The organism is Sorangium aterium, assembly GCF_028368935.1.
Classification (GTDB): Bacteria; Myxococcota_A; Polyangia; order Polyangiales; family Polyangiaceae; genus Sorangium; species Sorangium atrum.
The window spans coordinates 1,414,203-1,435,483 of record NZ_JAQNDK010000002.1; the positions used below are offsets into that span (position 1 = coordinate 1,414,203).

The 21,281-nt window shown below is 70.6% G+C and carries 15 protein-coding genes; 8 read left to right on the forward strand and 7 right to left on the reverse strand.

The features are described 5' to 3' along the window. Position 1: 1 nt before the first annotated feature. Together POL72_RS20335 and POL72_RS20340 are read right to left on the reverse strand one after the other, a co-directional pair. Positions 2–1,339: an acetylglutamate kinase gene (locus POL72_RS20335; RefSeq protein ID WP_272097125.1), complete on the reverse strand. Its 1,338-nt coding sequence runs from the start codon at positions 1,337–1,339 to the stop codon at positions 2–4. A gap of 5 nt (positions 1,340–1,344) precedes the next feature. Continuing rightward, the gene (locus POL72_RS20340; RefSeq protein WP_272097126.1) at positions 1,345–2,346 is read right to left on the reverse strand and encodes an N-acetylornithine carbamoyltransferase; all 1,002 of its coding nucleotides are present in this window, start codon (positions 2,344–2,346) and stop codon (positions 1,345–1,347) included. 520 nt (positions 2,347–2,866) lie between these two features. Here POL72_RS20340 and POL72_RS20345 point away from each other — a divergent pair. Beyond that, positions 2,867–3,178, forward strand: coding sequence for a hypothetical protein (locus tag POL72_RS20345; RefSeq protein ID WP_272097128.1), 312 nt, complete (start codon positions 2,867–2,869; stop codon positions 3,176–3,178). Between the two features lie 24 nt (positions 3,179–3,202). Here POL72_RS20345 and POL72_RS51255 read toward each other — a convergent pair whose 3' ends face one another. Beyond that, a complete protein-coding gene (locus POL72_RS51255; RefSeq protein WP_272097129.1) occupies positions 3,203–4,051 on the reverse strand; it encodes a GNAT family N-acetyltransferase in 849 nt (282 codons plus the stop codon). A 398-nt stretch (positions 4,052–4,449) separates the two neighbouring features. Here POL72_RS51255 and POL72_RS20355 point away from each other — a divergent pair, with 398 nt between their 5' ends. The 3 genes from POL72_RS20355 to POL72_RS20365 all read left to right on the forward strand — a co-directional run bounded on the left by POL72_RS20355 (position 4,450) and on the right by POL72_RS20365 (position 6,702). Continuing rightward, positions 4,450–4,764 (forward strand): hypothetical protein, encoded by a 315-nt coding sequence (locus POL72_RS20355; RefSeq protein WP_272097131.1) that lies wholly within the window; start codon positions 4,450–4,452, stop codon positions 4,762–4,764. 145 nt (positions 4,765–4,909) lie between these two features. Continuing rightward, complete coding sequence (locus tag POL72_RS20360) at positions 4,910–5,413, forward strand: hypothetical protein (RefSeq protein WP_272097132.1); 504 nt, start codon at positions 4,910–4,912, stop codon at positions 5,411–5,413. A 683-nt stretch (positions 5,414–6,096) separates the two neighbouring features. Further along, positions 6,097–6,702, forward strand: a complete 606-nt coding sequence (locus POL72_RS20365; RefSeq protein WP_272097133.1) for a hypothetical protein — start codon at positions 6,097–6,099, stop codon at positions 6,700–6,702. A gap of 46 nt (positions 6,703–6,748) precedes the next feature. Here POL72_RS20365 and POL72_RS20370 read toward each other — a convergent pair whose 3' ends face one another. Continuing rightward, entirely contained in the window at positions 6,749–10,501 is a 3,753-nt protein-coding gene (locus POL72_RS20370) for a UvrD-helicase domain-containing protein (RefSeq protein WP_272097134.1), read from the reverse strand. 250 nt (positions 10,502–10,751) lie between these two features. On the opposite strand from POL72_RS20370, the gene POL72_RS20375 reads away from it, so the two are divergent. Genes POL72_RS20375 through POL72_RS20390 form a run of 4 tightly spaced genes read left to right on the forward strand, consistent with a single transcriptional unit; the run spans position 10,752 to position 14,060 of the window. Next, positions 10,752–11,699: a UbiA family prenyltransferase gene (locus POL72_RS20375; protein WP_272097136.1), complete on the forward strand. Its 948-nt coding sequence runs from the start codon at positions 10,752–10,754 to the stop codon at positions 11,697–11,699. Next, positions 11,696–12,430: a ferrochelatase gene (locus POL72_RS20380; RefSeq protein ID WP_272097137.1), complete on the forward strand. Its 735-nt coding sequence runs from the start codon at positions 11,696–11,698 to the stop codon at positions 12,428–12,430. Before POL72_RS20375 ends, POL72_RS20380 begins: the two co-directional genes overlap by 4 nt. Beyond that, positions 12,427–13,344, forward strand: a complete 918-nt coding sequence (locus POL72_RS20385; RefSeq protein ID WP_272097138.1) for a prenyltransferase — start codon at positions 12,427–12,429, stop codon at positions 13,342–13,344. Before POL72_RS20380 ends, POL72_RS20385 begins: the two co-directional genes overlap by 4 nt. A gap of 14 nt (positions 13,345–13,358) precedes the next feature. Then, positions 13,359–14,060: a lycopene cyclase domain-containing protein gene (locus tag POL72_RS20390; protein ID WP_272097139.1), complete on the forward strand. Its 702-nt coding sequence runs from the start codon at positions 13,359–13,361 to the stop codon at positions 14,058–14,060. A gap of 78 nt (positions 14,061–14,138) precedes the next feature. On the opposite strand, the gene POL72_RS20395 is transcribed toward POL72_RS20390, so the two are convergent. The 3 genes from POL72_RS20395 to leuD form a co-directional block, all read right to left on the reverse strand. After that, positions 14,139–16,682 carry a glycoside hydrolase family 31 protein gene (locus POL72_RS20395; RefSeq protein WP_272097140.1) on the reverse strand — a complete coding sequence of 848 codons (2,544 nt, stop codon included), beginning with the start codon at positions 16,680–16,682 and terminating at the stop codon, positions 14,139–14,141. 1,511 nt (positions 16,683–18,193) lie between these two features. Beyond that, positions 18,194–19,864 (reverse strand): hypothetical protein, encoded by a 1,671-nt coding sequence (locus POL72_RS20400; protein ID WP_272097142.1) that lies wholly within the window; start codon positions 19,862–19,864, stop codon positions 18,194–18,196. Between the two features lie 786 nt (positions 19,865–20,650). Then, complete coding sequence (gene leuD, locus POL72_RS20405) at positions 20,651–21,268, reverse strand: 3-isopropylmalate dehydratase small subunit (RefSeq protein ID WP_272097143.1); 618 nt, start codon at positions 21,266–21,268, stop codon at positions 20,651–20,653. Positions 21,269–21,281 lie beyond the last annotated feature (13 nt).

The following is a 21,281-nucleotide window of genomic DNA, read 5'->3' on the forward strand; positions in this document are numbered from 1 at the left end:
GTTAAGCCCTGCCGTGCTGGCGCAGCGTCGCCGGCAAGGACAGCGCGTGATCGATGCAGGCCCGGATGTCGTCGAAGCTCGACAGGCCGTACCAGAACACCGTCCAGTTCTCGTTGCGGTAGCTGCCCTCGGCCTGCTGGAAATACCAGGGGTTGATCTCGTTGCCGTTCCGGGCGCGCCAGAACAGCTTCGGGTTCTCGTTCTTCATCCGCGTCCAGAGCGAGCCGCCGATTCCCACGCCCTGCGCCTCCGAGGTCACCGCGAACTTGTCGAGGTACGGAGTGAGCGGGGCCCTCCCGCCCGGGTCGAGCGTGAGGATCGCCGTCGCCCGGTACGAGTCGGACAGGTAGATGCGATAGAAAGGCTTCTTGTCGAAGTAGTGCTCGTCGAGCTTCCGCTGGAAGCACGCCTCGAGCAGATCGCGGAGCCGGATGCGGTCGATGGCGTCGTCCAGCGCGTCGTGCCGCAGGATCCGCTCGCCGCGGCGGACGAGCGTGCCAGAGCCCGTGTGCGTGAAGAGCTCCTTCGCCAGGTGATCGGGCGATGTGATCGAGACCGAGGAGGTCGCGGGCAGCCCGTCGAGCAGGAGCTTGATCTCCTGCAGCTTGAGGCGCATGCCCCCGTTCAGCGAGGGCTGGGCCATCAGGCCCGCGAAATCCTCCTCGAGGTTGATCGCCGAGATGATGCGCCCGTGCTCGTCGAGGAGACCGCCCGTGCTCGTGAGGAAGATCATCTTGAACGGCTGCGTCGCGAGCGCGAGCTCGCGCGCGGCGACGTCGGCGTTGATGTTGAGGATCTGCCCGCCCGGCGTCTCCCCGAGGCAGGCCAGGATCGGCAGGTGCCCGGCGCGGAGGCTGGACCTCACCGCGTCGACATGGACGCGCTCGACCTTGCCGACCAGCCCGAGGCGCTCCTCGTCGAGCAGAGAGGCCTCGAAGACGCCCGCCGTGATCGGCCGCGTGCGCGTGCCCATCTCCTCGAGCGCCTCGACGAGCCGCAGGTTCTCGCGGAGGAAGACGCGGCGGGCGATCTCCAGGATGCGGGGCGTCGTGACGCGCAGGCCGTTGACCCGCTCCGTCGGGATGCCCGCCTGGGCGAGCGCCCGATCGAGCTGCGGCCCGGCGCCATGGATGACGACGGGGTACAGCCCGACCTGGTTCAGGAACACGAGCGAGGTCGCGAGCGCCTCGAGGTCCTCATCGAGGATGGCGCCGCCGACCTTGATGATGGCGAACTTCTGCTGATCGACGGCCGCGTACTGCTTCAGGTACTGCTCGACCTCCTTGCGGCTGCCGAGGTTCCTGAGCAGGCGGACGATGACGTCTTGCGTCGAACCCATCGTCGTCACCACCCGTTGGCCAGCACGTCCATCACGGCCTTCTGGACATGCAGCCGATTCTCTGCCTCGTCGATGACCATCGATGCTGGCGAGTCGATCACCGCGTCGGTGACCTTGACGTTGCGCCGGACCGGCAGGCAGTGGGAGAAGAGCCCCCCCGCGGTGAGCGCCATCTTCTGCTCATCGACGATGAAGTGCTTGTGCCTGTCGCGGATGGGCTTCTCCTGCTCCCAGCGCCCGAAGTAGGGAATCGCGCCCCAGCTCTTCGCGTACACGACGTGGGCGCCCTCGTAGGCGGACTTGATGTCGTAGGTGATCGAGAGCTTCTGCCCGTTGCCTTCGGCGCTCTTCCTGGCGGCGTCGAGGTAGCGCTCGTCGAGGTGGTACTCCTCGCTGGGGCAGAGGAGGGTGACGTCCATGCCGAGCTTGGACGCGATGAGAACGGCCGAGTTGGCGACCGCGGTGTTGAGCGGGCGCGGGTGATACGTCCAGGTGAGGACGAACTTCTTGCCGTCGAGGCGGCCGAGGCGCTCCTTCATGGTGAGCGCGAGCGCGAGCTCCTGGCAGGGGTGCGTGATGGTCTCCAGGTTGACGACCGGCACGGTGGCGTAACGGGCGAAGCCCTGGAGCACCTTGTCCTGGCGATCGTCCTCCCAGCGCTGGAACTTGGGGAACGCGCGCACGCCGATGAGGTCGGCGTAGCGGGAGAGCACGCGAGCGACCTCCTGGATGTGCTCCTCCGGCTCGCCATCCATCGCGATGCCTTCCTCGAACTCGATGGGCCAGGCGCTCCGGCCAGGCTCGAGCACGACGGCGTGGCCGCCGAGCTCGCGGATGCCGACGTCGAAGGAGGTGCGCGTCCGCAGCGATGGGTTGAAGAAGACGAGCGCGATGGTGCGATCTTTGAGGCGCGGCTCGATCGGCCGCCGCTTGAAGCGCTGCGCGCGCTCGAGGAGGCCCTCGATCTCTGCGCGGGTGTAGTCCATCGTGGTCAGGAAGTGCCGCATCGGATGCCTCCTCGTTTGAACGGCGCGGAGCGGGCACTCGCATTGGAGCAAGCCTGGCGGTGATGTCAACGCTGCTCGCGGCGCGCGGCGCGGGCGGGCGATTCAAGGGGGCGGCGCCTCGCCTCCGGCGAGCGGGGACCGCTGCGCGATGCGACGAGAAACCGGGGTGAGCGTGGTTCGCTTCGAGGAGATCCCGGGAGCGGGAACCGATGCCGGTGGCGGGCACGCTCTCGTGCCGACAGGGCACGGTCTCGTGCCCGCCCCACCACCCGCTGGACGGGCTCCTCGGCAGTGTCGGGGATACCAGGATTGCAGGTGCTGATTTCAGGAACGAAAGGAGTACGCAGGTCCCCTAGGGAAAGACTCGCGGAAATCGAGGGTACAACCCTTGGCCTGCATCCTGCTAATCAAGTAGGGCAGAGCGCCCGTGACGGTTTTCCCCCCCCACCGTCGAATGGGCGCTCTTTTTTTGTGCTTTGATGGCGGGGTGGCGGGGTGGCGTGAAGGAGCGGGTGTTCCTGTGACGCTGGTCGTGATCCTCACGGTGCGCTGCGAGGCGCTCGACGCGTTCCGCGCATACGAGAGGAAGGCCGCGGCCGTGATGGCGCGGTACGGCGGCGCGATCGAGCGGACCGTGGTGACCGCGCCCGACGGCGCTGGGCTCACCCTGAAGGAGATCCACCTCGTCACGTTTCCGGATGAACAAGCCTTCTCGGCCTATCGCGGCGACGCCGGGCTCGGGGAGGTTGCGCACCTGCGGGACGCGTCGGTCGTTCATACCGAGATCCTGCGCGGGGAAGAGGGACCGCACTACCACCTCGCCCCTGTCTGATCGGCGCCGCGGTAGGGCGCTGCATCACGTCTCGAGGACGTTGCCGCGCTCCGCTTGCACGGGCGGCTCGGCGATGCACGCCGTGGCGACGCGCCGGAACCCGACCCGCTCATAGACGCGCGCGACGCGGTCGTTCTGCGCGGACAGGAACACGGTGCGGATCCCGGCGTCCAGCGCATGGCGGGCCAGAAGCGCGGTGACCGCGGCGGCGAGGCCGCGCCCCCGGGCCGCCGGCAGCGTCCCCACGCCGACGATCTCGGCGACGTCCTGCACGTGCTGGTAGCAGCCGGTGCAGAGCGGGCCGGCGAGCGCTCCCTCGCGGCCCCGAGCGGCCGCGTGCACCAGCGTTCCCTCGATCAGCGACGCGTGCCACGCGGCCGCCTGTCCGGCCGGGAGCGCGGCCGCGGCGGCCTCCCGCTCGGCCGGTCCCGCAGAGCCGACCGCGGTGTCGAGCGCGCCGAAGGCGACGTGCGCGACGGCCTGCACTTCGGCGAGATCCGGGTCCTGGGCGGTGATGATCGAGAGCGAGACGTCCTCCGGCAAAGGCGTCTGGCGGGGCTCGCCGCAGAGCACGAGCAGCGGGCAGCGCCGGACGTGCAGGCCGGCCGCCTCGGCCGTGGCGTCGAGCCCAGGGGTGGTCTCCAGCACCCACTCGAACGCCTCCGGGATCGAGAGTTGCCGCTGACGCGTGCGTACGGCGGCCACGTCCTCGACCGATGCGGCGCCGGCATGGCCGAGGGCGGGGCGGGCATAGTAGGGCCAGCCGTCGCCGCGGCGAACGAAGAGAGTCAGCGGTCCGTGGTCCTCTGCGTCAGCGCGCCAGCGAGGGACGGCATCGTAAAACCGCTCGATGGCGGTGAGGAGAGCGCTCACGGGCCGCGATTGTGTCACCTCACGCGCCCCGGCGCGAGGAGCGCCGGGCTCCTCGGAGAGGCCTTTCGGTGCTGGCGCCGAGCGGCGCCGGCGCCCGCCGTACACCGCGCGTCCAGGGGCCGGCGCCCGCCGTGCACCGCGCGTCCACGGGGCCGGCGCCCGCCGCCCGGGTGTAGACTCGTCCCATGTACCGACGTGGCTGTTGCGCGACCTGCGCCGCCCTTGCGCTCGCGACGCTCTCCTCCATCGGCTGCGGTCCCTCGCCAGCTCGACTGTCGTCTGGGGCCGCCGCCCCGGTCGAGCTCGTGCTTCCGCCCTCACGCCCAGGCGCGCCCGCGTCCAAGCTGGCGGCAGACGATCGGGAGTCCCGGATCGACGAGAAAGAGCGCCTGCCCTTCGTGGGCACGTGGATCAGCGAGGAGGACGGCTCGCTCCTCGAGCTGAGCGCGACGAGCTTCCACCTCCGCTTTCCCTACGAGGGTGCTCCGCGTGACCTCTACGCGCGCATCGTCTCGTACAACACCGAGCGTGGCCACATCGCGCTCGAGTACACGCGCATCCTGCAGGATGGAGTCGAGGAGCCCATCGAGGAGCCCTCCGTGTACATGCGCTACGAGATCCGCGAGGGCAGCCTGTACAAGCACGTCGACGACGGGGATTTCCCCGCCACCGTGGACGACGAGCGGTTCGTGCGGACCCCCGACCGGCGGTGAGCGCGCGCCGGGCCTCGACGCCCTCGCCCACAGGGGGGTCGTCGATGGGCCGATGGCCAGCGCTTCACCCGGGCGCTCGCTCCGCCAGAAGTCGAGCCGGTGTTCGGGCGACGCCGCTCAGCCCCGCCATGTCGCGGCCTGCAGCGTGACAGAGAAGCCCTCGCAGCGGCTCGCGCGGGCAGCGCTCCGGCTGCATGGCGCGACGCGAGGAGCTCGCTTCGGGCTGGATTTCCGTGTCGACGAGCGGTGCCGGTCCGGGCTCGGCGGCTCGGACAAGAGCCTGGCGGTCGACGTCGTCGGCTACGAGGCCGGTTTCACGCCGGCGCCCGGCCCCAACCACGAGCTGAATACGTATGTGGACTGGGCGGACACCCTGCCGACGGACCCGGAGGCGTGCCGCGATCTGTTTCTGGCTGCCACCCTGTACTACGAGGATAATGGGGTGATGGCCCGCGCAGAGATAGCGCAGAGACGCGGCATCTACGTCAATGGCGTGGGCTGCAACGTTGGCCTCAGTCACGGACTCAAGTTCTATACGCCCATGGTGGCCACCCACAGCTACCGCGTCGTCGTCACCGCCCGAACCGGCAATGGCAGCAGCTCCCCGACGCGAAAGTTCAGGATCCGTACGGTGTGGGAGCCGAGCTGAGCCGCCGATCGCCGGCGCGTGACGCCGGCGCTTCTCACACCCCGAGCACCACCCCTCCGCCCTCTCGCGCGTCGCCTCCGCGATCGCCTGCACGTAAAGCCGCGCCTGCGCCTCCTGCGCTGCGTGCGCCGTGCCCGCGTCGGAGCCGGTCTTGAGATCGACCACGGTCAGCCAGCGACCCCCCCAAGCCCGCAGCAAGCGCGCCGGACCCCCATCCGACGGATGACCGGTAAAAGTCGTCTGACGTCGAAGACCGTCCGATGCCGATGATAGCCCCGTGGCATTGTCACGGCGTTTGGTGTGACATGTCACGGTGTTTGGTGTGACATGTCACGGCTCTCTGCGTGACAGACACGTGCTCACCGCGGCTCGCACGGGCAGCGCTCCGGGCCCCTGGCGCGCCCTACAGGAGCTCTCTTCGTCTGGATTTACCGCCTTGCGGGGCCGTGCCGGACCGAGCTGGGGGCCTGGCGATGGCGTCGAGGCGGGAGGGGCGCTGCGTTGGCATGTGCGTTGCTGAACGCGACGGCGGCGGCGATGAGCCGGACCAAGGAAGGCCGTGGTGAAGAGGCGACTCGGCTCCACGCACTGGCGTGGGCGAACCAGCGCACCATGGCCTCCCGACGCCCGGCTGAACATCGCGATGCCATTTTCATACGCTTCACAAATGGAGATCTGAAAAGATGAGCCGAATCCATTCCGTAGTGGGATGCCTCTTTGCTGCCATGGCCGCGATGGCCACCACGGGCTGCGCCGTGGAGATGCAGGACGAACAGCGCGATGAAGACGTCGCGGAGGCGGAGCAGGCGTACGGTGAGTCTACATGCGCCACCGTCGGCGCGGCTGCGACGTACAGCGGCGGCTTCAACTACACCTCGCCGACGACGTACACCACGACAGGCTGCTATAAGGCGCAGGCGGTCGACGTCACCAACTACAGGAGCGGTTTCACTTCGCAGCCCGGTCCCGGCTACACGCTGCATACGTACGTGACCTGGGCGGACTCCCTGCCGACGAATGAAGAGGCATGCGAGGCGCTGATCTTGAAGGCCACCCTGTACCGTGAGGAGAACGGGGTCATGGTCAAGAAGGCGGAAGATACGCTGCACGGCAACTACGAGGACTTCGGTGGCTGCATGGTCGGCCCCCCGTGGGGAATCGACTTCAGTACGCTGACTCCGAATGAGCTTCTGTCCGGAGCCGACCACCGCATCGTTGTCACCGCTCGAACCGGCGACGGCGACTTCCCGACGCGGAGCTTCAAGATCAAGACGATGTGGGAGCCGTGATCTGATCCGTTGAGCGCCAGCGCGGCGCAGGCCGCGGCGGCGCCCCTCACACCCTGAGCACCACCCCTCTCGCCCTCTCGCCCGTCGCCTCCGCGATCGCCTGCACGTAGAGCCGCACCTGCGCCTCCTGCGCCGCGTGCGCCGTGCCCGCGTCGGAGCCGGTCTTGAAATCGACCACGGTCCAGATCCCCACGTCGCCCACGCTCTCGCGGAACGAGAGGTCGACGATGCCCTCGGCGATCGTCCCGTCCTCGAGCCGCAGGAGCAGCGGCGTCTCCCGCTCGCACGCGCCGCGCGCGGCGCTCTCCGCTGCGCGCCGGAGCAGCGGGTGCTCGAGCGCCGCGACCGCCGCCGCGACCGCCGCGTCGAGCTCCTCGGCCGGCGCCCCGAGCAGCCTCGCCTGCGCCGCCGCCACCGTCCTTACCTCGTCCTCGCCCGCCCGGAGATCCACCTCGGCCAGCACCGCGTGCACAAGCGTCCCGAACCGCTTGCCGTAGGGCCGGCCCTCGCGCGCGATCTCCGTTTGCTCGAACGAGATCACCGGCAACGCGTCCGCCCTCTCCCCGCGCGCCGCCCCGCCGCCGCTCCGCTGCGCGGCCGCCGTCCCCGCTCCGGCCGCCGCCGCTGCCGCCTCCGCCGCCTCGTGGCTGATCTCCGTCGCCGTCTTCACGCGGACAGCCGCCATCGAGCCGTCCACGATCGCCCGCTGCCGCGCCTCCTGCCATGCCTCGTGCCCGCGCTGCCCGAGCTCTCCTCCGAGCACGGCGCTCGCGGTCGCCCCGCTGCTCCCCAGGACCCCGGCGCCGCTCGCTGGCCCGGCGCTCGCCGCCGCCACGCCCGCCCCGGCGCCGCCCGCGTCCGCCTGCAGGATCCGCTGCTGTCGCAGCCCCGCCTCCGGCTCGCGATCCAGGTCGAGCGCCCCCGGATCCCACCACACCACGCGGTGCGATCCGGCCATCGGCGCGTGCTCCCCCGGCGCGACCGCGTCCCGCTCGTCGGCCTCGCACCGCGCCGGGCGCTCCAGCACCGTGTCGGTCCCGAACGGAGGGCAGCCGAGATCTTCACAGCGCCGAGGGCTCCGCCGCTCGCGCGGCGCCGGGTAGAGCACGGGGTGCAGCACGTCGAGCCAGCCGTCGCTCGTGCCGTCGCCCGGGCGCGCGTCGCCCACCGCGGGCACGACCAAGAGCTCGCGCGCACGCGTCGCCGCGACGTACGCGAGCCGCACCGCCTCCTCGCGATCGCGGCGCAGCACCTCGTCGCGGCGCTCGACGAGCTCCGCGGGCACGCAGCCGGCGATCGGCTCCGCCCACAGGCCGAGCTCCGGATCGACGTGTCGGGACGGGAGCTGGTGCGCCGCCGGCGACGCCGGATCCGCCAGGATCACCACCGGGAACTCGAGCCCCTTGGCCCGGTGCACCGTCATGATCCGCACCCCCTCCGTCCCCTCCTCGACGACCGGCGCCTCCGCGACCTCGCCCCGCTCGGCGTCCAGCTCGAGCCGCTCCACGAACGCGCGGAACGACGTCGCGCCGGCCGCCTCGAAGCGCCGCCCGAGATCCATCACCCGCAGGACGTTCGCGAGCGCTTGCTCCCCCGTCGGCCAGATCGCGATGCCCGCGTGCGCGCGCGTCTCGTCGAGGAGCCCGCCGATGGTGTCCGCGATCGGCCGCCGGTTGCGCTCGCGGTGCAGCCTGCCGAGCACCGCGAGCGCCTCCGCGACCTCCCGGAGCGGCCGCGCCCCGCCCTCCACCGCGAGATCGAGCGCGCCGTCGTCCGGCGGTCGAAACAGCGGGTGCAAGCGCCGGAACCGATCGCGGTAGAGCAGGAGCACGTCGTCCGTCAGCGCGAAGAGGGGCCCGCGCAGCGTCGCGTAGACGCTGAGCTCGTCGTCCGGCCACTCGATCGCGAGCAGCGCGCTCCGCACCGCCATCACCTCCTCGCGATCGTGGAACGACCGCCCGCCCACCAGCACGTGCGGGATCCGCCGCGCCTCGAGCGCCCGCACGTAGGCGCGGGTCGCGTCCTCGCCGAACGTCTGGAAGCGCTTGAACAAAAGGCAGATGTGCCGCGCCTCGAGCGGCACCCGCTGGCCAGGGCGCTCGCGCTCCGTCACCGTCCAGCGCCGCGCGCCGCCACCGTCCAGCGCCGCGCCGCCGTGGATGAGGTGGTGGACGAAGGCGCCCACCGCGTCCGGGATCGACTGCCGCACCCGGAAATCGGAGATCTTGCCGAAGTCGCCGTAAGGCCGCGGCACCGGGAGCGCGATGACCGTCGGCTGCTCCGGCGGATCGTCCCGGAACCGCTCGAGCGCGACGTACCGCGCCTGGGTCGCCGCGCGCTCGCCCTCGGCGGCGCCTCCCTGCATCAGGGGGGCGAACGCCGCGTTGACGGCCTCCTGGATCGACGGGGCGCTGCGGAAGCTCGTCGACAGGTACAGCACGCTCGCGCCGCACGCGACGAGCCGGGCCTTGGTCGCCTCGTAGAGCGCGACCTCGGCGCGGCGGAAGCGGTAGATCGACTGCTTCGGATCGCCGACGACGAAGAGCTTGCCGGGCACCGGGCGCGCCCGCGTCCAGTCGGTCTCGGAGAGGTCGTCGGCCGCGAGCAGGAGCAGGATCTCCGCCTGGAGCGGGTCGGTGTCCTGGAACTCGTCGACGAAGAGGTGCGAGAAGCGGAGGTTCAGCTCCTCGCGCACGCCGCGGCTCGATCGGAGGAGGTCCCGGGCGCAGAGGAGCAGGTCTAGGAAGTCGAGCTTGCCGGCGCGGGCCTTGAGCGCGTCGTACGCCTCGATCGGCGGCCGGAGCTCGCGCGAGAGGCACGCCGCGAGATCGGCGCTCGCGGCCGTCAGCACGGCGTCGAGCTCGACCTTCACGCGGTCGCGCTGCGCGAGCACCTCGGCGCGCATGAGATCCCCGCCGAACGCCTTGCCGGTGCCCCTCCAGCGCCATTCCTTCCAGCGCGCGACGTCGCCGAGCTCGGCCTCCAGGCCGTCGTGGTCGCGCCCGCCCGTCACCTCCTCGCGGCGGCGGAGCTCCGCGAGGTAGCGGTCGAGGTTCCGGAGGCTCTGCGCGAGGTAGTCGCCCTCCCGGTCGGCCTCGGCGCCCAGGCCGGCGAGCGCCGCGAGGCGGTCCAGGATCTCGTCGATGGCGCGCTCGCGGTCGAACGGGTCGCGCCGCCAGGGGCGCGTGAAGTCGCGGTGCTCGGCGAGCTTGAACGCCGCGCTCCGGAGCAGGTCGCGCGGGCCCTGCGCGCCGTCGCGCGGGCGCCGGCGCAGGATCCGGCGCACGCCCTCGGGCGGGTCGTTCAGGGTGCGCTGGAACCAGGCGTCGAAGGCCTGATCGAAGAGCGCCTCGGCCTGATCCGCGGCCGCGACCTGGAACAGCGGGTCGACGCGCGCCTCGACCGGCCACTCGCGCAGGAGGTCGGCGCAGAAGGAGTGGATGGTCCCGATGCGCGCCGCCTCCAGGTGCGCGAGCGCCTCGTCGAGCCGCGCGCGCTCCGCGGGGCCGGCGCTCGGGTCGCTGCGCGCCCGCTCGATCTCGGCCCGGAGGCGCAGCTTCATCTCGCCGGCCGCCTTCTCCGTGAAGGTCACCGCGACGATCCGATCGAGCGTCCCGCCGCCCTCCTCGGGCGCCCTCCGCAGCACGGCGACGATCCGCGACACGAGCGCGGTGGTCTTGCCGGTGCCCGCGGCGGCCTCGACGACGAGCGTCGTCCGCAGATCGTCGCGGATGCGGCGGCGAGCGGGCTCGTCCGCGAGCACCCGCGCGCCGCGCGGCCGGACCGCGTCGGCGTTCACGCGCGCCTCCGCGCGGGCTCGAGGCGCTGCCCGCGGGCGCGCGGCTGGAGCGCGCCGGCCAGGCTCGGGGAGGGGAGGGGGACGTGCCGCACTGGGTCGCGTGTGGAGGCTGTCGGGGGGAGTAAGGTGGCTCAGATCGGCGTGGAAGGAAACGCTGCCGTGCCCGGCGGAAGGCGCTCCGTTTTCCGTACGGGCTCATGTAGCCCCGAAGCGTGGATGTTCTTGTGCTAGCAGCAGGGAGAGCTGATCCATGCGCCTCGAGTCGATGAGCCCTGGAGCGCGGTGGGCGTACGCGCTCAAGCCCGCGAGCTGGCCCAAGGTGCTCGTCCCGGCCGTATACGGGCACGCGGTGGGCGCGGCCGTCGCCGGCCGGCTGTCCGCAGGGGCCCTGGCCTTCGGCGCGCTGTGGATGATGGCCGACGTCGCCTTCGTCGTGCTCCTGAACGACTGGGGCGATCGCGAGGTGGACGCCCTCAAGCGACGCATGTTCCCGGACGGCTGCTCGCCGAAGACCATCCCGGACGGCATCCTTCCCGCCAGCGCCCTCCTGCTCGCCGGGCTCGGGGCCGGCGTCGCCGCGTTGCTCATGGCCTGGGGTGCCGGTATCGCGCTCGATCGCCCGCTGCTGCTCCCCCTGGCCGCGCTCGGCCAGCTCGTCTTCATCGCCTATACGTTGCCGCCGATCCGGCTCAACTACCGCGGCGGCGGCGAGCTCCTCGAGATGGCCGGCGTCGGCGGCGTGCTCCCCGCGCTGCACGCGTATGCCCAGTGCGGCGCGCTGGCGCCGGCGTGGCTCGTCGCGCTCCTGCCCGGGTTGCTCGTGCTCGCGCTGGCGAGCGCGCTGGCCAGCGGGCTGTCCGACGAGCAGAGCGACCGCGCCGGCGGCAAGCGCACCGTGGCCACGCTGCTCGGCAATGCGGCCACGCGCCGGGCCACCGAGGCCCTCGCCGGCCTCGGCCCGCTCCTCTGGCTCGCGGCGTCCCTCCTCGCCGAAGACGCGCCGCCTCCCTGGTCGGTCGCGCCGGCGGCGGCCGTGGCGCTCTTCTTCCGGGCGCGGCTCCTCGAGAAGAGCCCCGAGGCGGTGACGAACGCCTTCGCCGCGCAGGCGGCCTACAAGCGCGAGCTCCACCGCGCGATTCAGTGGGGGATCGTCGCCCTGTCGGCGGCCGTGCTCGCCGCCGGGGGAGGGCCGGCATGACGGGCATCGCGGTCATCCCTCCGGAGGAGCGCGACGCGCTCGCGCGCCTCACGCCCCTGCAGGGCGCGCGGGCCTCGGTCGCGCCGGGCCGGCCGTGCGCGCCCACCCCCGTCGCCCTGGTCGAGCAGATCGTGAGCGGCAGCGAGGACGCCGAGCGGGCGCGCGCCTTCGCCCGCGGGCTCGGCGAGATCATCTGCGCGGTCGCCGACAACTTCCCCGACAACATCTTCTGGGATCTCGACTACCTGGCCTGCTGCCTGTGGCAGGCCGGGAGCGCGCCCGCGATCGGCGACTTCGCCCGCCGCGTGGTGTCGCTCTGCCTGGGCTTCGGCAACAAGTCGAAGCTGCGCTTCCGCTACGCGCACGACTTCCTCTACGGCTACGACTGGGCTCGCTGGGTGATGCGCAAGCCGGACGAGCGCGCGGGCATCGGGCCCTTCGACGTCTCGTTCTTCGATTACCTCGACGGCCGGCAGAGGACGCTCATCGAGCTCGTGGCCAGCAACGATCGCAAGTACTCCCAGCTGAACGGCCGGGAGTACCGCAACCCCTTCTCGTTCATCCGCGAGCCGCCCGAGGAGTCGCAGCTCCACTGCCTGCTCGCCCAGGTCGACCTGATCCCGCTCAAGGCCTGGCGCCTCGACGGCGAGCGCCGCTGGGACCTCCCCTTCACCGATCTGCGCGCCAAGCTGGCCGATCGCCTCGGCCTGTCGCGGGGCGAGGGGCGATGAGCGCCCGGCCGGGCGCGCTTCGAGCGTGGCTCGATGCGTCGCGGCTGGCCTCGCAGCCGAGCATCGCGCTCCCGCTGCTGCTCGGGCAGCTCGTCGGCGCGCAGGCGGCCGGCCGACCGCTCGACCTGGGGACGCTCGCGGCGGTCCAGCTGTTCGGCCTGCTGGACCAGCTCTTCATCGTCTACGCGAACGACGTCGCCGATCGGGAGACCGATCGCCGCAACAGGACCGCCACGCCCTTCTCGGGCGGCTCGCGCGTGCTCGTCGAGGGGCGCCTCTCGCCCCGCGCGCTCGGCGCGGCGGCCGCCGTGTGCGCCGCGGCGCTCGTGGCCGTCTCCGCGGCGCTCGCCGCGGCGCTGGCGACCGCCGCAGCGCCGCTCCTCGTGCTCCTCGCGATCGCGGCGCTCCTGCTCCTCTGGGCCTACAGCTACCCGCCGCTTCGCCTGTCGTACCGCGGCGGCGGGGAGCTGCTCCAGATGGTCGGCGTCGGCGCGGTCCTGCCGCTCTACGGTTACATCGCCCAGGGGGGCGACCCCGCGCGTTTTCCCTTCGCGCTGCTCGCGTTCCTGCTGCCGAGCCACCTCGGCTGCGCGATCGCCACCGCGCTCCCGGACGAGCCCTCGGATCGCGAGAGCGGCAAGCGGACGCTGCCGGTGCGCGTGGGCGGAGAGCGCGCGGCTCGGTGGGTGGTCCTCCTGAACGGGCTCTCGCTCCTGCTCGCGCCGGTCGGCCTGGGCGCCGTGGGCCTGCGCCCGGGGGCGGGCCTGCTCGCGCCGGCGGCGGCGGCGCTCGTCGTGCTGCTGGCCCGCCCGGCGCCGCCGGGCTCGCGCCTGCTGCTGGTCCGGGTCGCGGCGGCGGGCGCGGCGACGCTGGCGCTGGTCGGCTCGACCGCCATCGCGCTCGCAGCGCGCTGAGGGGCGAGGGCGCGATGTCGCACGAGTTCCTGCTGCTCTCGTTGCTCTTCCTCGTGCCAGGGGGCGTCATCTGGCTCGCGCGCCCGGATCTGCGCCCCCTGATGAAGCGGATGGCGCTCGCCTCGCTGCCGTTCGCGGCGGCCGAGCGGCTGTTCTACCCGAGGTACTGGGCCCCGAAGTTCCTGTTCGACCTGGCCGATCGGATCGGGTTCGGCATCGAGGACGTGCTGTTCGTCGTCGGGCTCAGCGGATTCTCCTCGACCGTCTATGCCGTGGTGTTCCGCCGCGCGCCCGTGCCCTGCGCGGCGCGGGGGGCGCGGCCGTGGCGGCGGGCGGCGGCGGCGATCGCGCTCGTGCTCGCGGTGGCCGGGGCGCTGCTCGCGGCGGGGGTGCCCGTGCTCTATGCGTCGGTGACGGCGATGGTGGCGGTCGCCGCGGCGCTCGGCGCGGCGCGTGCCGATCTGCTCGTGCCGGGCCTGCTCGGAGCGCTCCTGTCGGCGGCGCTCTATCTCGGCCTGTGCCTCGTCTTCGCCGCGCTCGTGCCTTCCGTGTTCGAGCGCACCTGGCGGCCCAGCGTGCTGCTGCCAGGGAGGGCGCTGCTCGGCGTGCCGCTCGACGAGATCCTCTACGGGCTCGGCGCGGGGTTCGCGGCCACGGTGTTCCCGGCGTGGGCGTTCGGGTTCAGGTACGGGCGCGCCGGAAGCGACGGGGATTGAATTTCCCCCGGCGCCTCCGGCGCGCCTCTTCTTCAGAGGAGCGGTGTCGCCACCGCAGGGCCGAGCCGCCCCCGTCGCTCAGTTCGCGGTGACGACCACCTCTGAGCCATTGTAGGTGACCATTTGATCCGGCGCGGCAGTGACGTCGACGCCGGCGCCGTGATTGGAGCCTACCCGCACGATCCTGAACGTCCTGCTGGCCGGCATTCCGGTATAGCTCCCCTTCCGTGCGCCGATGGTCAACTTCTTGGTAGACTCGTTCCATGTGAATGGAATCGTCGAGTATTTGCCCTCCTCGTAGCTGTAGCTGTCGCCCTCGTCTTCGTAGAGAGTGAAGGACCCGTCCTGGCCCGTATAGATCCGGATCTCCAGCGGGTCGATGCTCTGCGTCGCGTACTGGACGCTGGGACCCATGGGGACGATCGAGCCCGCTTTGACGAAGAGCGGCATCTCGCTCAGCGGCGCGGGGACCGAGGCGGTACGTCCGCCGTCCGTCGTCGAGCCTGTCCAGAAATCGTACCAGGTCCCCGCGGGGAGATAGACGGAGCGGCTGGTGGCGCCCGCGGTGGTCACTGGATTGACAAGGAAGGCAGGCCCGAACAAGAACTGATCCTTGATGTTGAACACCTTCGCGTCGTTGGGATAGTCGAAGACCAGGTGCCGCATCATGGTGTAGCCCTCGCTGGTCACCTTCCATGCCAATGAGTAGATGTAAGGCATCAACCGATAGCGCAGGTTGTCGATCTTGAGGAGATTGGCCTTGGTGGCGGCGCTCCAGCTGTCGCTGTACAGCTCCCTCGAGCCGCCTCCATGGATCCGGAAGATCGGGGAGAAGGCGCCATACTGAAACCAGCGGGTAAAGAGCTCATTGTTCGCGCTGGTGGTCCAGTTCACGTTGTGTCCCCAGTACCCGCCGATATCCGTGGTCCAGTAGGGCATGCCCGCGAGCGAGAAGTTGAGCCCCGCGGGGATCTGCTTGGCATAGGTCGCGAAATTACTGTCGATGTCTCCCGACCAGCACGTCGTGGCGTACCGCTGCTGGCCGGCGAAGGCGCTGCGGGTGAGGACGTAGACCCGCTTTGGCTTCGGGCCGATGCTACGCCAATGCTCGTACACCCCCGCGGCGTGTCCCAGGGGATAAGCGTTCAGGTACAGCGCGCCCTTGCCGAGCGCGGTATCAGCCGCCCGCACGTTCACGGGGTCCGGATAGGCCTGGGGTTCGGTGTTGTCTGCCCAGATGCCATCCCAGCCGTACGGCCCCAGCAGGCGATCGTGGATCTGCTGGTACACCAGCGCTCTGGCGGCGGGGTTGAACGTGTCGTAGAAGCGGTGTGTCCCGCTGCTCGGGTACAGAGCTCCAATTTCATTGAGCGCGTTGTAGTTGCCCATCTCTCCGGCCTTCCGCTCGGTGTTCACGCGTTGATACACGGGCCAGATCGATATCATCGTGTGAACGTTGGCCTTGTGCATCTCGGCGATGAGGGCCGCTGGATCCGGGTAGCGGCGTTCATCCATGAAGTGGGAGCCCCACGCGTACGGGGTCCAGTAGTCCCAGTCTTGAACGATGCAGTCGACGGGAATTTTGTTGTCGCGGTAGCCGTCCTTGATCCTCAGCAGCTCGGCCTGGCTGCCGTACTTGTCCTTCGACTGGAAGAGCCCGTAGGCCCACTTCGGGAACAGCGGGGCCGCGCCGGTCGCGGTGCGGTACTGGGCTACTATCTGATCGATGCTCGGACCATAGAAGAAGTAGTAGTCCACCATCTCGCCGGCTTCGGACGAGTAGCTGTACTTGCTGTTGTTGGACCTGGTCCCGTCGAAGTTCGAGGTGGAATAGTTGTCCCAGAAGATCCCGTAGCCCTTGTTGGACACCAGCACCGGAATGTTGATCTCCGTGTTGGCGTTGACGATGCGCCGGGTCGTCCCTTTGCGGTTCATCACGTTGTCCTGGTGCTGGCCAAGACCGAACAGGGCTTCGTCGGCGGGTGATTTGAAGACGGTCTCGACGCGGTTGGTGCTGACGCCCTCGACGGTCGCGGGCGTCAAGGTCTTGCTGTCTTCCGACAGGAGAACGCCGTCGTTCAGGTCGGTGTATGTGACCAGGCCGTCGGTCGTGTTGACGTTGATCTTCAACCGTGAAGTGGTGATGGTCACGGTCCCCGAATTCTCCGCGACGCAGAAGCTCGGCTTGTCCCACTCCTTGTTGACGGACAGAGATTTCTTGTCCGGGGGTGAAGCGGCCGTGGTGTACTGGACTCTGATTATGCTTTCATTGCAGACCTCCAGTCTCAGCAGGCCGGTCTCCAGGTTGAAGGTGACGCCGGTGGCGTCGGCGGCATAGAGCCCGGTCTCTGGAGGTGCAGGCGGGCAAGCCAGCTGGTCGTCGTCGCCTCCCTGGCCTCCGGAACCGCCGCCGCCGCCGACCCCGGCCGCACCGGCTGTACCGGTCGTACCGGTCGTACCGGTCGTACCGCCTCCCCCCACCCCGCTGGTCGTGCCAGCGGCGCTGGTCGACGCGCCTTCGGCACCCGGATCGGGGGTGGTGGACCCGCCCGAGCACGCGCCGCCGAGCGGCAAGAGGCCGATCAGAGCCGCGTAGAGATGACGGTTAATCAAGTTTCGCATGACTCCTCGCAAGCAACAGAGTGCATGATGGTTCTCCCGACTTCGATGATGTATGCCAGCTGTAAGAGCGCGGACTGCCCCCATGCGGCCGGGGCACGGAGCTGTTTCCGCCTGCGCTTCGCACCGCTGAATCAGCATGGGAGCATCTGGAAATAGCCCGCTGATCCCGCTCGCTTGGGAGAGGCGGAGCGCGCGACGGAATAGGATGTGGGAAAGCTGCTGGTGCCGGACGAACGCTGGGAGCGACTTGAACCGCTACTTCCGAAGACGGAGCCGAATCCGCAGGGCGGCCGGCCGCGTACGCCTGGTTGGATCGCCTTGACGAGGATCTCGTTCGTGCTCGAGGCGGGGTCCCTCGGGAGTACCTGCCGCGAGAGCTCGGCTACAGCGGAGCGCCTCGCTGGCGCAGGCTGCCCGACTGTCCATTCCCAAGGTTGCCATCCGGCCGCACCGCCAGTATCGCCGGATTCGTGACGAAATCATCTCCGGTGGACAGCACTCAGGCTTTCACGACAGGCGTCGAATGAACGATGCTCGTCGTGTTCTCTGGCGGATCGCCCTTGGCAAAACGCCAATCACCATCGATCAGCGATCGCTTTCTCGAAGGCCGAGCGAACAGAATCGGTGCAAAAATCGATCAAAAGTGAATGGATGACGAAGAACTCGGTGCCCACGGGGACCGAGGAGGCCGAAGCGAAAGGATGCCCCTCGACCGCAATGTGAACGCTCACATGATTGATGTCAATTCCAATCAACCGGCCCGCGGGCATCCTCGAGGCCGAGGGAGGACGAGGCTGGCGGGGCCGCTCCGGAGCGCCGCGTCAAGAGGGGGAGCGCTGGACCGCGGTCATCGCTTTACCGCCGGACCAGCTCGACGCGTCGGAGGCAGCTCGATCAACCGTCGAGAGGGCGCGCGCAGACGGCGTGAGGGGGATGTGGCGGTACCAGCGGGTGAAACGGCGAACCTCATCGTGGCCAAGGCAGACCTCGCTCAGCGCCCTCTCGACGCGCTCTTCAATCGACCAGCGGCTTTCAACGGTACGGAGCACGTCGATCAGCGGGGTGATTTCCGTGGTCCAGACGGCGTAGTGGGCGACGTCGGTCGGGCCACCGAGGCTGCCGCGGAACAGGATACCGCGCCTCCGACGACGCGGCTCCGCTTCGACGAGCGGGCGAAGGCCCGGTCCTAGCTCCGTGGTCCCTTGGCACTGTCGCCTGCGCCGAGGTGGTGCCAGCGACCCGAAGGCGCCTGCTGCCGCAGCTCGCTCACATCGATCTGCGGCCGGTCCTGCCAGATCCGATGCTGGCTCGAGGGGGCCGCGCGGCCGCGCAGCGCCGGGGCGGTGCCGTCCTGAAACGCCGATGCGCCGGGAGCGCCAGGGGATCGCGTTTCCCCTGGCGCTCCCGGCGCCTTCGTCATTCGATCGGAGCTGCGGCGCTCCAGGGCGCGGGCGGCGGCGGTTCGCTCGCGAAACCTCCCGCCGTCGGGGGGATCGCCCGCGCCCGTCGCGTCACGGCAGCATCAGGACGCACTCGGTCCGGCAGATCGGGGCGGAGCCGCCGGCGCTGATCTCCTCGCAGATGGTCCGGATGGTCGCGCCGGGAGGGCAGGTGGCTCCCTCCACGCACTCGATCCAGCAATCACCGGGGGGGTACGCGTCGGCGCCGCCCATGCCGGTGCCGGTGCTGCTGCTGCTGCTCTCGCCGGAGCAGACCTTCTGCTCGATCATGCCAGGCGGGCAGTAGGGCTCGACGGGCACGCACTCGGTCCAGCAATCGCCGGGGTAGGGCATGCCGCCCACGCCGGTGCCAGTGCTGCCCGAGCTGCCGACAGAGACAGAGCTGCCGCCGCCGCAGACCGTCTGCGGGATGCTGTCCGGCGGGCAGTAGGGCTCGGTGGGCACGCAGTCGGTCCAGCAGCCGCCGCCGGGGTAGGGCATGCCGCCCACGCCGGTGCCGCTGCTGCTCGTGTCGGGCGTGCCGCCCTCGCAGATGGTCTGCTGGGTCGTGCCAGGCGGGCAGTAGGGCTCGACGGGCACGCACTCGGTCCAGCAGTACTCCTGGCCGGGGTACGGGCTGGCGCCGCCAGCGCCGCCGTAGCCGGTCCCGGTGCTGCCGACCGAGACCGCGCTGCCGCCGCAGACCGTCTGCGGGATGCTGTTCGGCGGGCAGTAGGGCTCCGTGGGCACGCACTCGGTCCAGCAGCCGCCGCCGGGGGGGACCGGCGCGGCAAAGCCTGGATCGGCGCCAGCGGTGTTCCCGCCGGCGCCGCCGGTGCCCGCCCAGCCGCCCGAGCCGCCGACGCCGACGCTGCTGCTGGTGACGGTGGTGCCGCCGTCGCAGTAGGTCTGCGGGGTGGTGCCGGGCGGGCAGTAGGGCGCGGTGGGCACGCACTCGGTCCAGCAGCCGCCGCCGGGGCGCGGCGCGGCGAAGTCTGAATCGGAGCCGCCGATGCCCCCGCCAGCGGTGCCCCCGCCGGTGCCCGCCCAGCCGCCCGAGCCGCCGGCGCCGCCGGTGCCCGCCCAGCCGCCCGAGCCGCCGACGCCGACACTGCTGCTGGTGACGGTGGTGCCTTCGTCGCAGAAGGTCTGCGGGGTAGTGCCCGGCGGGCAGTAGGGCTCGACGGGCACGCACTCGGTCCAGCACGGCTCGGAAGGCATCGGAATGCCGCCAGGGCCCGAGCCGCCGACGCCGACAGCGCTGCTGGCGCTGCCCCAGCCGCCGGAGCCGCCCGCGCCGCCGACGCCGACCGTCACGGAGCCGCCGCACACGGTCTGCTCGATCGTGCCCGGCGGGCAGTACGGCTGCGGCGGGATGCACTCGGTCCAGCACTCGCCCGGATCGACGGGCATGGCGGTGCCGCCGGCGAAGCCACCCTGGCCCGAAGAGGTGGTGCCGCCGCTGCAGATGGTCTGCTCGCTCCAGTCAGCAGGACAGACGCTGTCGGGCACACACTGCTCCTCGCACATCTCGCCGATCTCGCACGGTGAACAGACCGTCTCCCAGTGAAAGCCAGGTCCGCAGTTGGGCTCCGGTGGCGGTGACGGCTCGTCCACGCCTCCACAGCCCTGCCCCTTGGCGCCGGTGAGCACAACGAGCGCGGAGAGCGCAATGAGCCCCTGGAGAGAGGAGCGAGCGGCTGACGAACGCGGGATAAGAGAGGAGAAGATCGCGAAACGCATGGGGTACTCCATCCTGCGTGCCTGTGCGAGACACGCGATCAAGGAACGATGGCTCTGCGCCGCGGCATGCGGAGCGCTGCTGCGCGCGGCGTCTCAGCGCCGACTCGAAGAGCTCGCGTCGAGATAAAGCACTGGACATGCCAGGCGCGCCCGCCTGCTCGGTCGGGTTTCCGGCCCCGGAGCGACGTGTACCGGCCGGCTTTTCGCGGTCGCGCGGCGTCCGCTGCGCGCAACCGCACGGCGCGACAGGGCCACAGTGTGACGGGGAGCGCTGGCTACGTGTCACGTTGAGCCAACCGGCGCCGCAGGGGGTGCCGGCAGGCAAGCGGATGGAGTGATGGCGGAATTTTCCTCTTGAGTGACCTGGGATGCCCCGACCCAGGTTGAGGTTCGGCCGGGTGGTAACCCGGTGGTAACCCGACCCAGGTTGAGGTTTGGATGACCCGACCCTGGAGGACCTGGATGCCCCGACCCAGGTTGAGGTTCGGCCGGGTGGTGACCCGACCCCCTGACCCGACCCAGGTTGAGGTTTGGATGCCCCGACCCTGGAGGACCTGGATGCCCCGACCCAGGTTGAGGTTCGGCCGGAGGTTCGGCCGGGTGGTGACCCGACCCCCTGACCCGACCCAGGTTGAGGTTTGGATGACCCGACCCTGGAAAGCCCGACCCAGGTTGAGGTTCAGGTTCGGGGAGGCGGTCGATCCGACCCAGGTTGAGGAGGTGCTTGAGGTTGAGGTGCTTGCTCGCGCGCCCCAGGTTGGGGCAGCGCCCCGCTCGAGCGCGGAGCTACTGCGCGGAGGCGGGCCGCACGTAGGGCAGCCGCGCCGCCACCTGCTGGACCTCCGAGGCCCCCTCGAGCAGCTGGGCGATCGGATCCCACGTGCCCCGGATCAGCGACTCGCGCGCGCCCGGCTTGATGGTGAAGGGCACCGTGAGATCGCTCCCGGCCCGGATGACCTGCCCCTGCAGGTCGACCGTGACGGGCGTCTTCGGGTCGGCGTTCACGCGCGCCACGAGCGCGGCGCGGTCCTCCCGGCTCACCGAGACGCAGGGGATGCCGAGCGTCGTCGAGTTGCCGAAGAAGATCTCGGCGAAGCTCTCGGCGATGACGGCCTTGAAACCCGCCTTCGCGATCGACTGCGGCGCGTGCTCGCGCGACGACCCGCAGCCGAAGTTGCGGTCGGCGATCAGCACCGTCGCGCCCGCGAAGCGCGGGTCGTTCAGCGGGTGCTCCCGCTTCTCGCCCCGCTCGTCGAAGCGCACGTCCCGGAAGAGGTGCTCGCCGATGCCGTCGAAGGTGACGCACTTCAGGAAGCGCGCCGGGATGATGCGGTCCGTGTCGATGTCGTCCCCCGGAACGTGAACGGCGCGACCGGTGACGGATTGAATCAAATCGAGTGCCATTGGGATCTCCCTC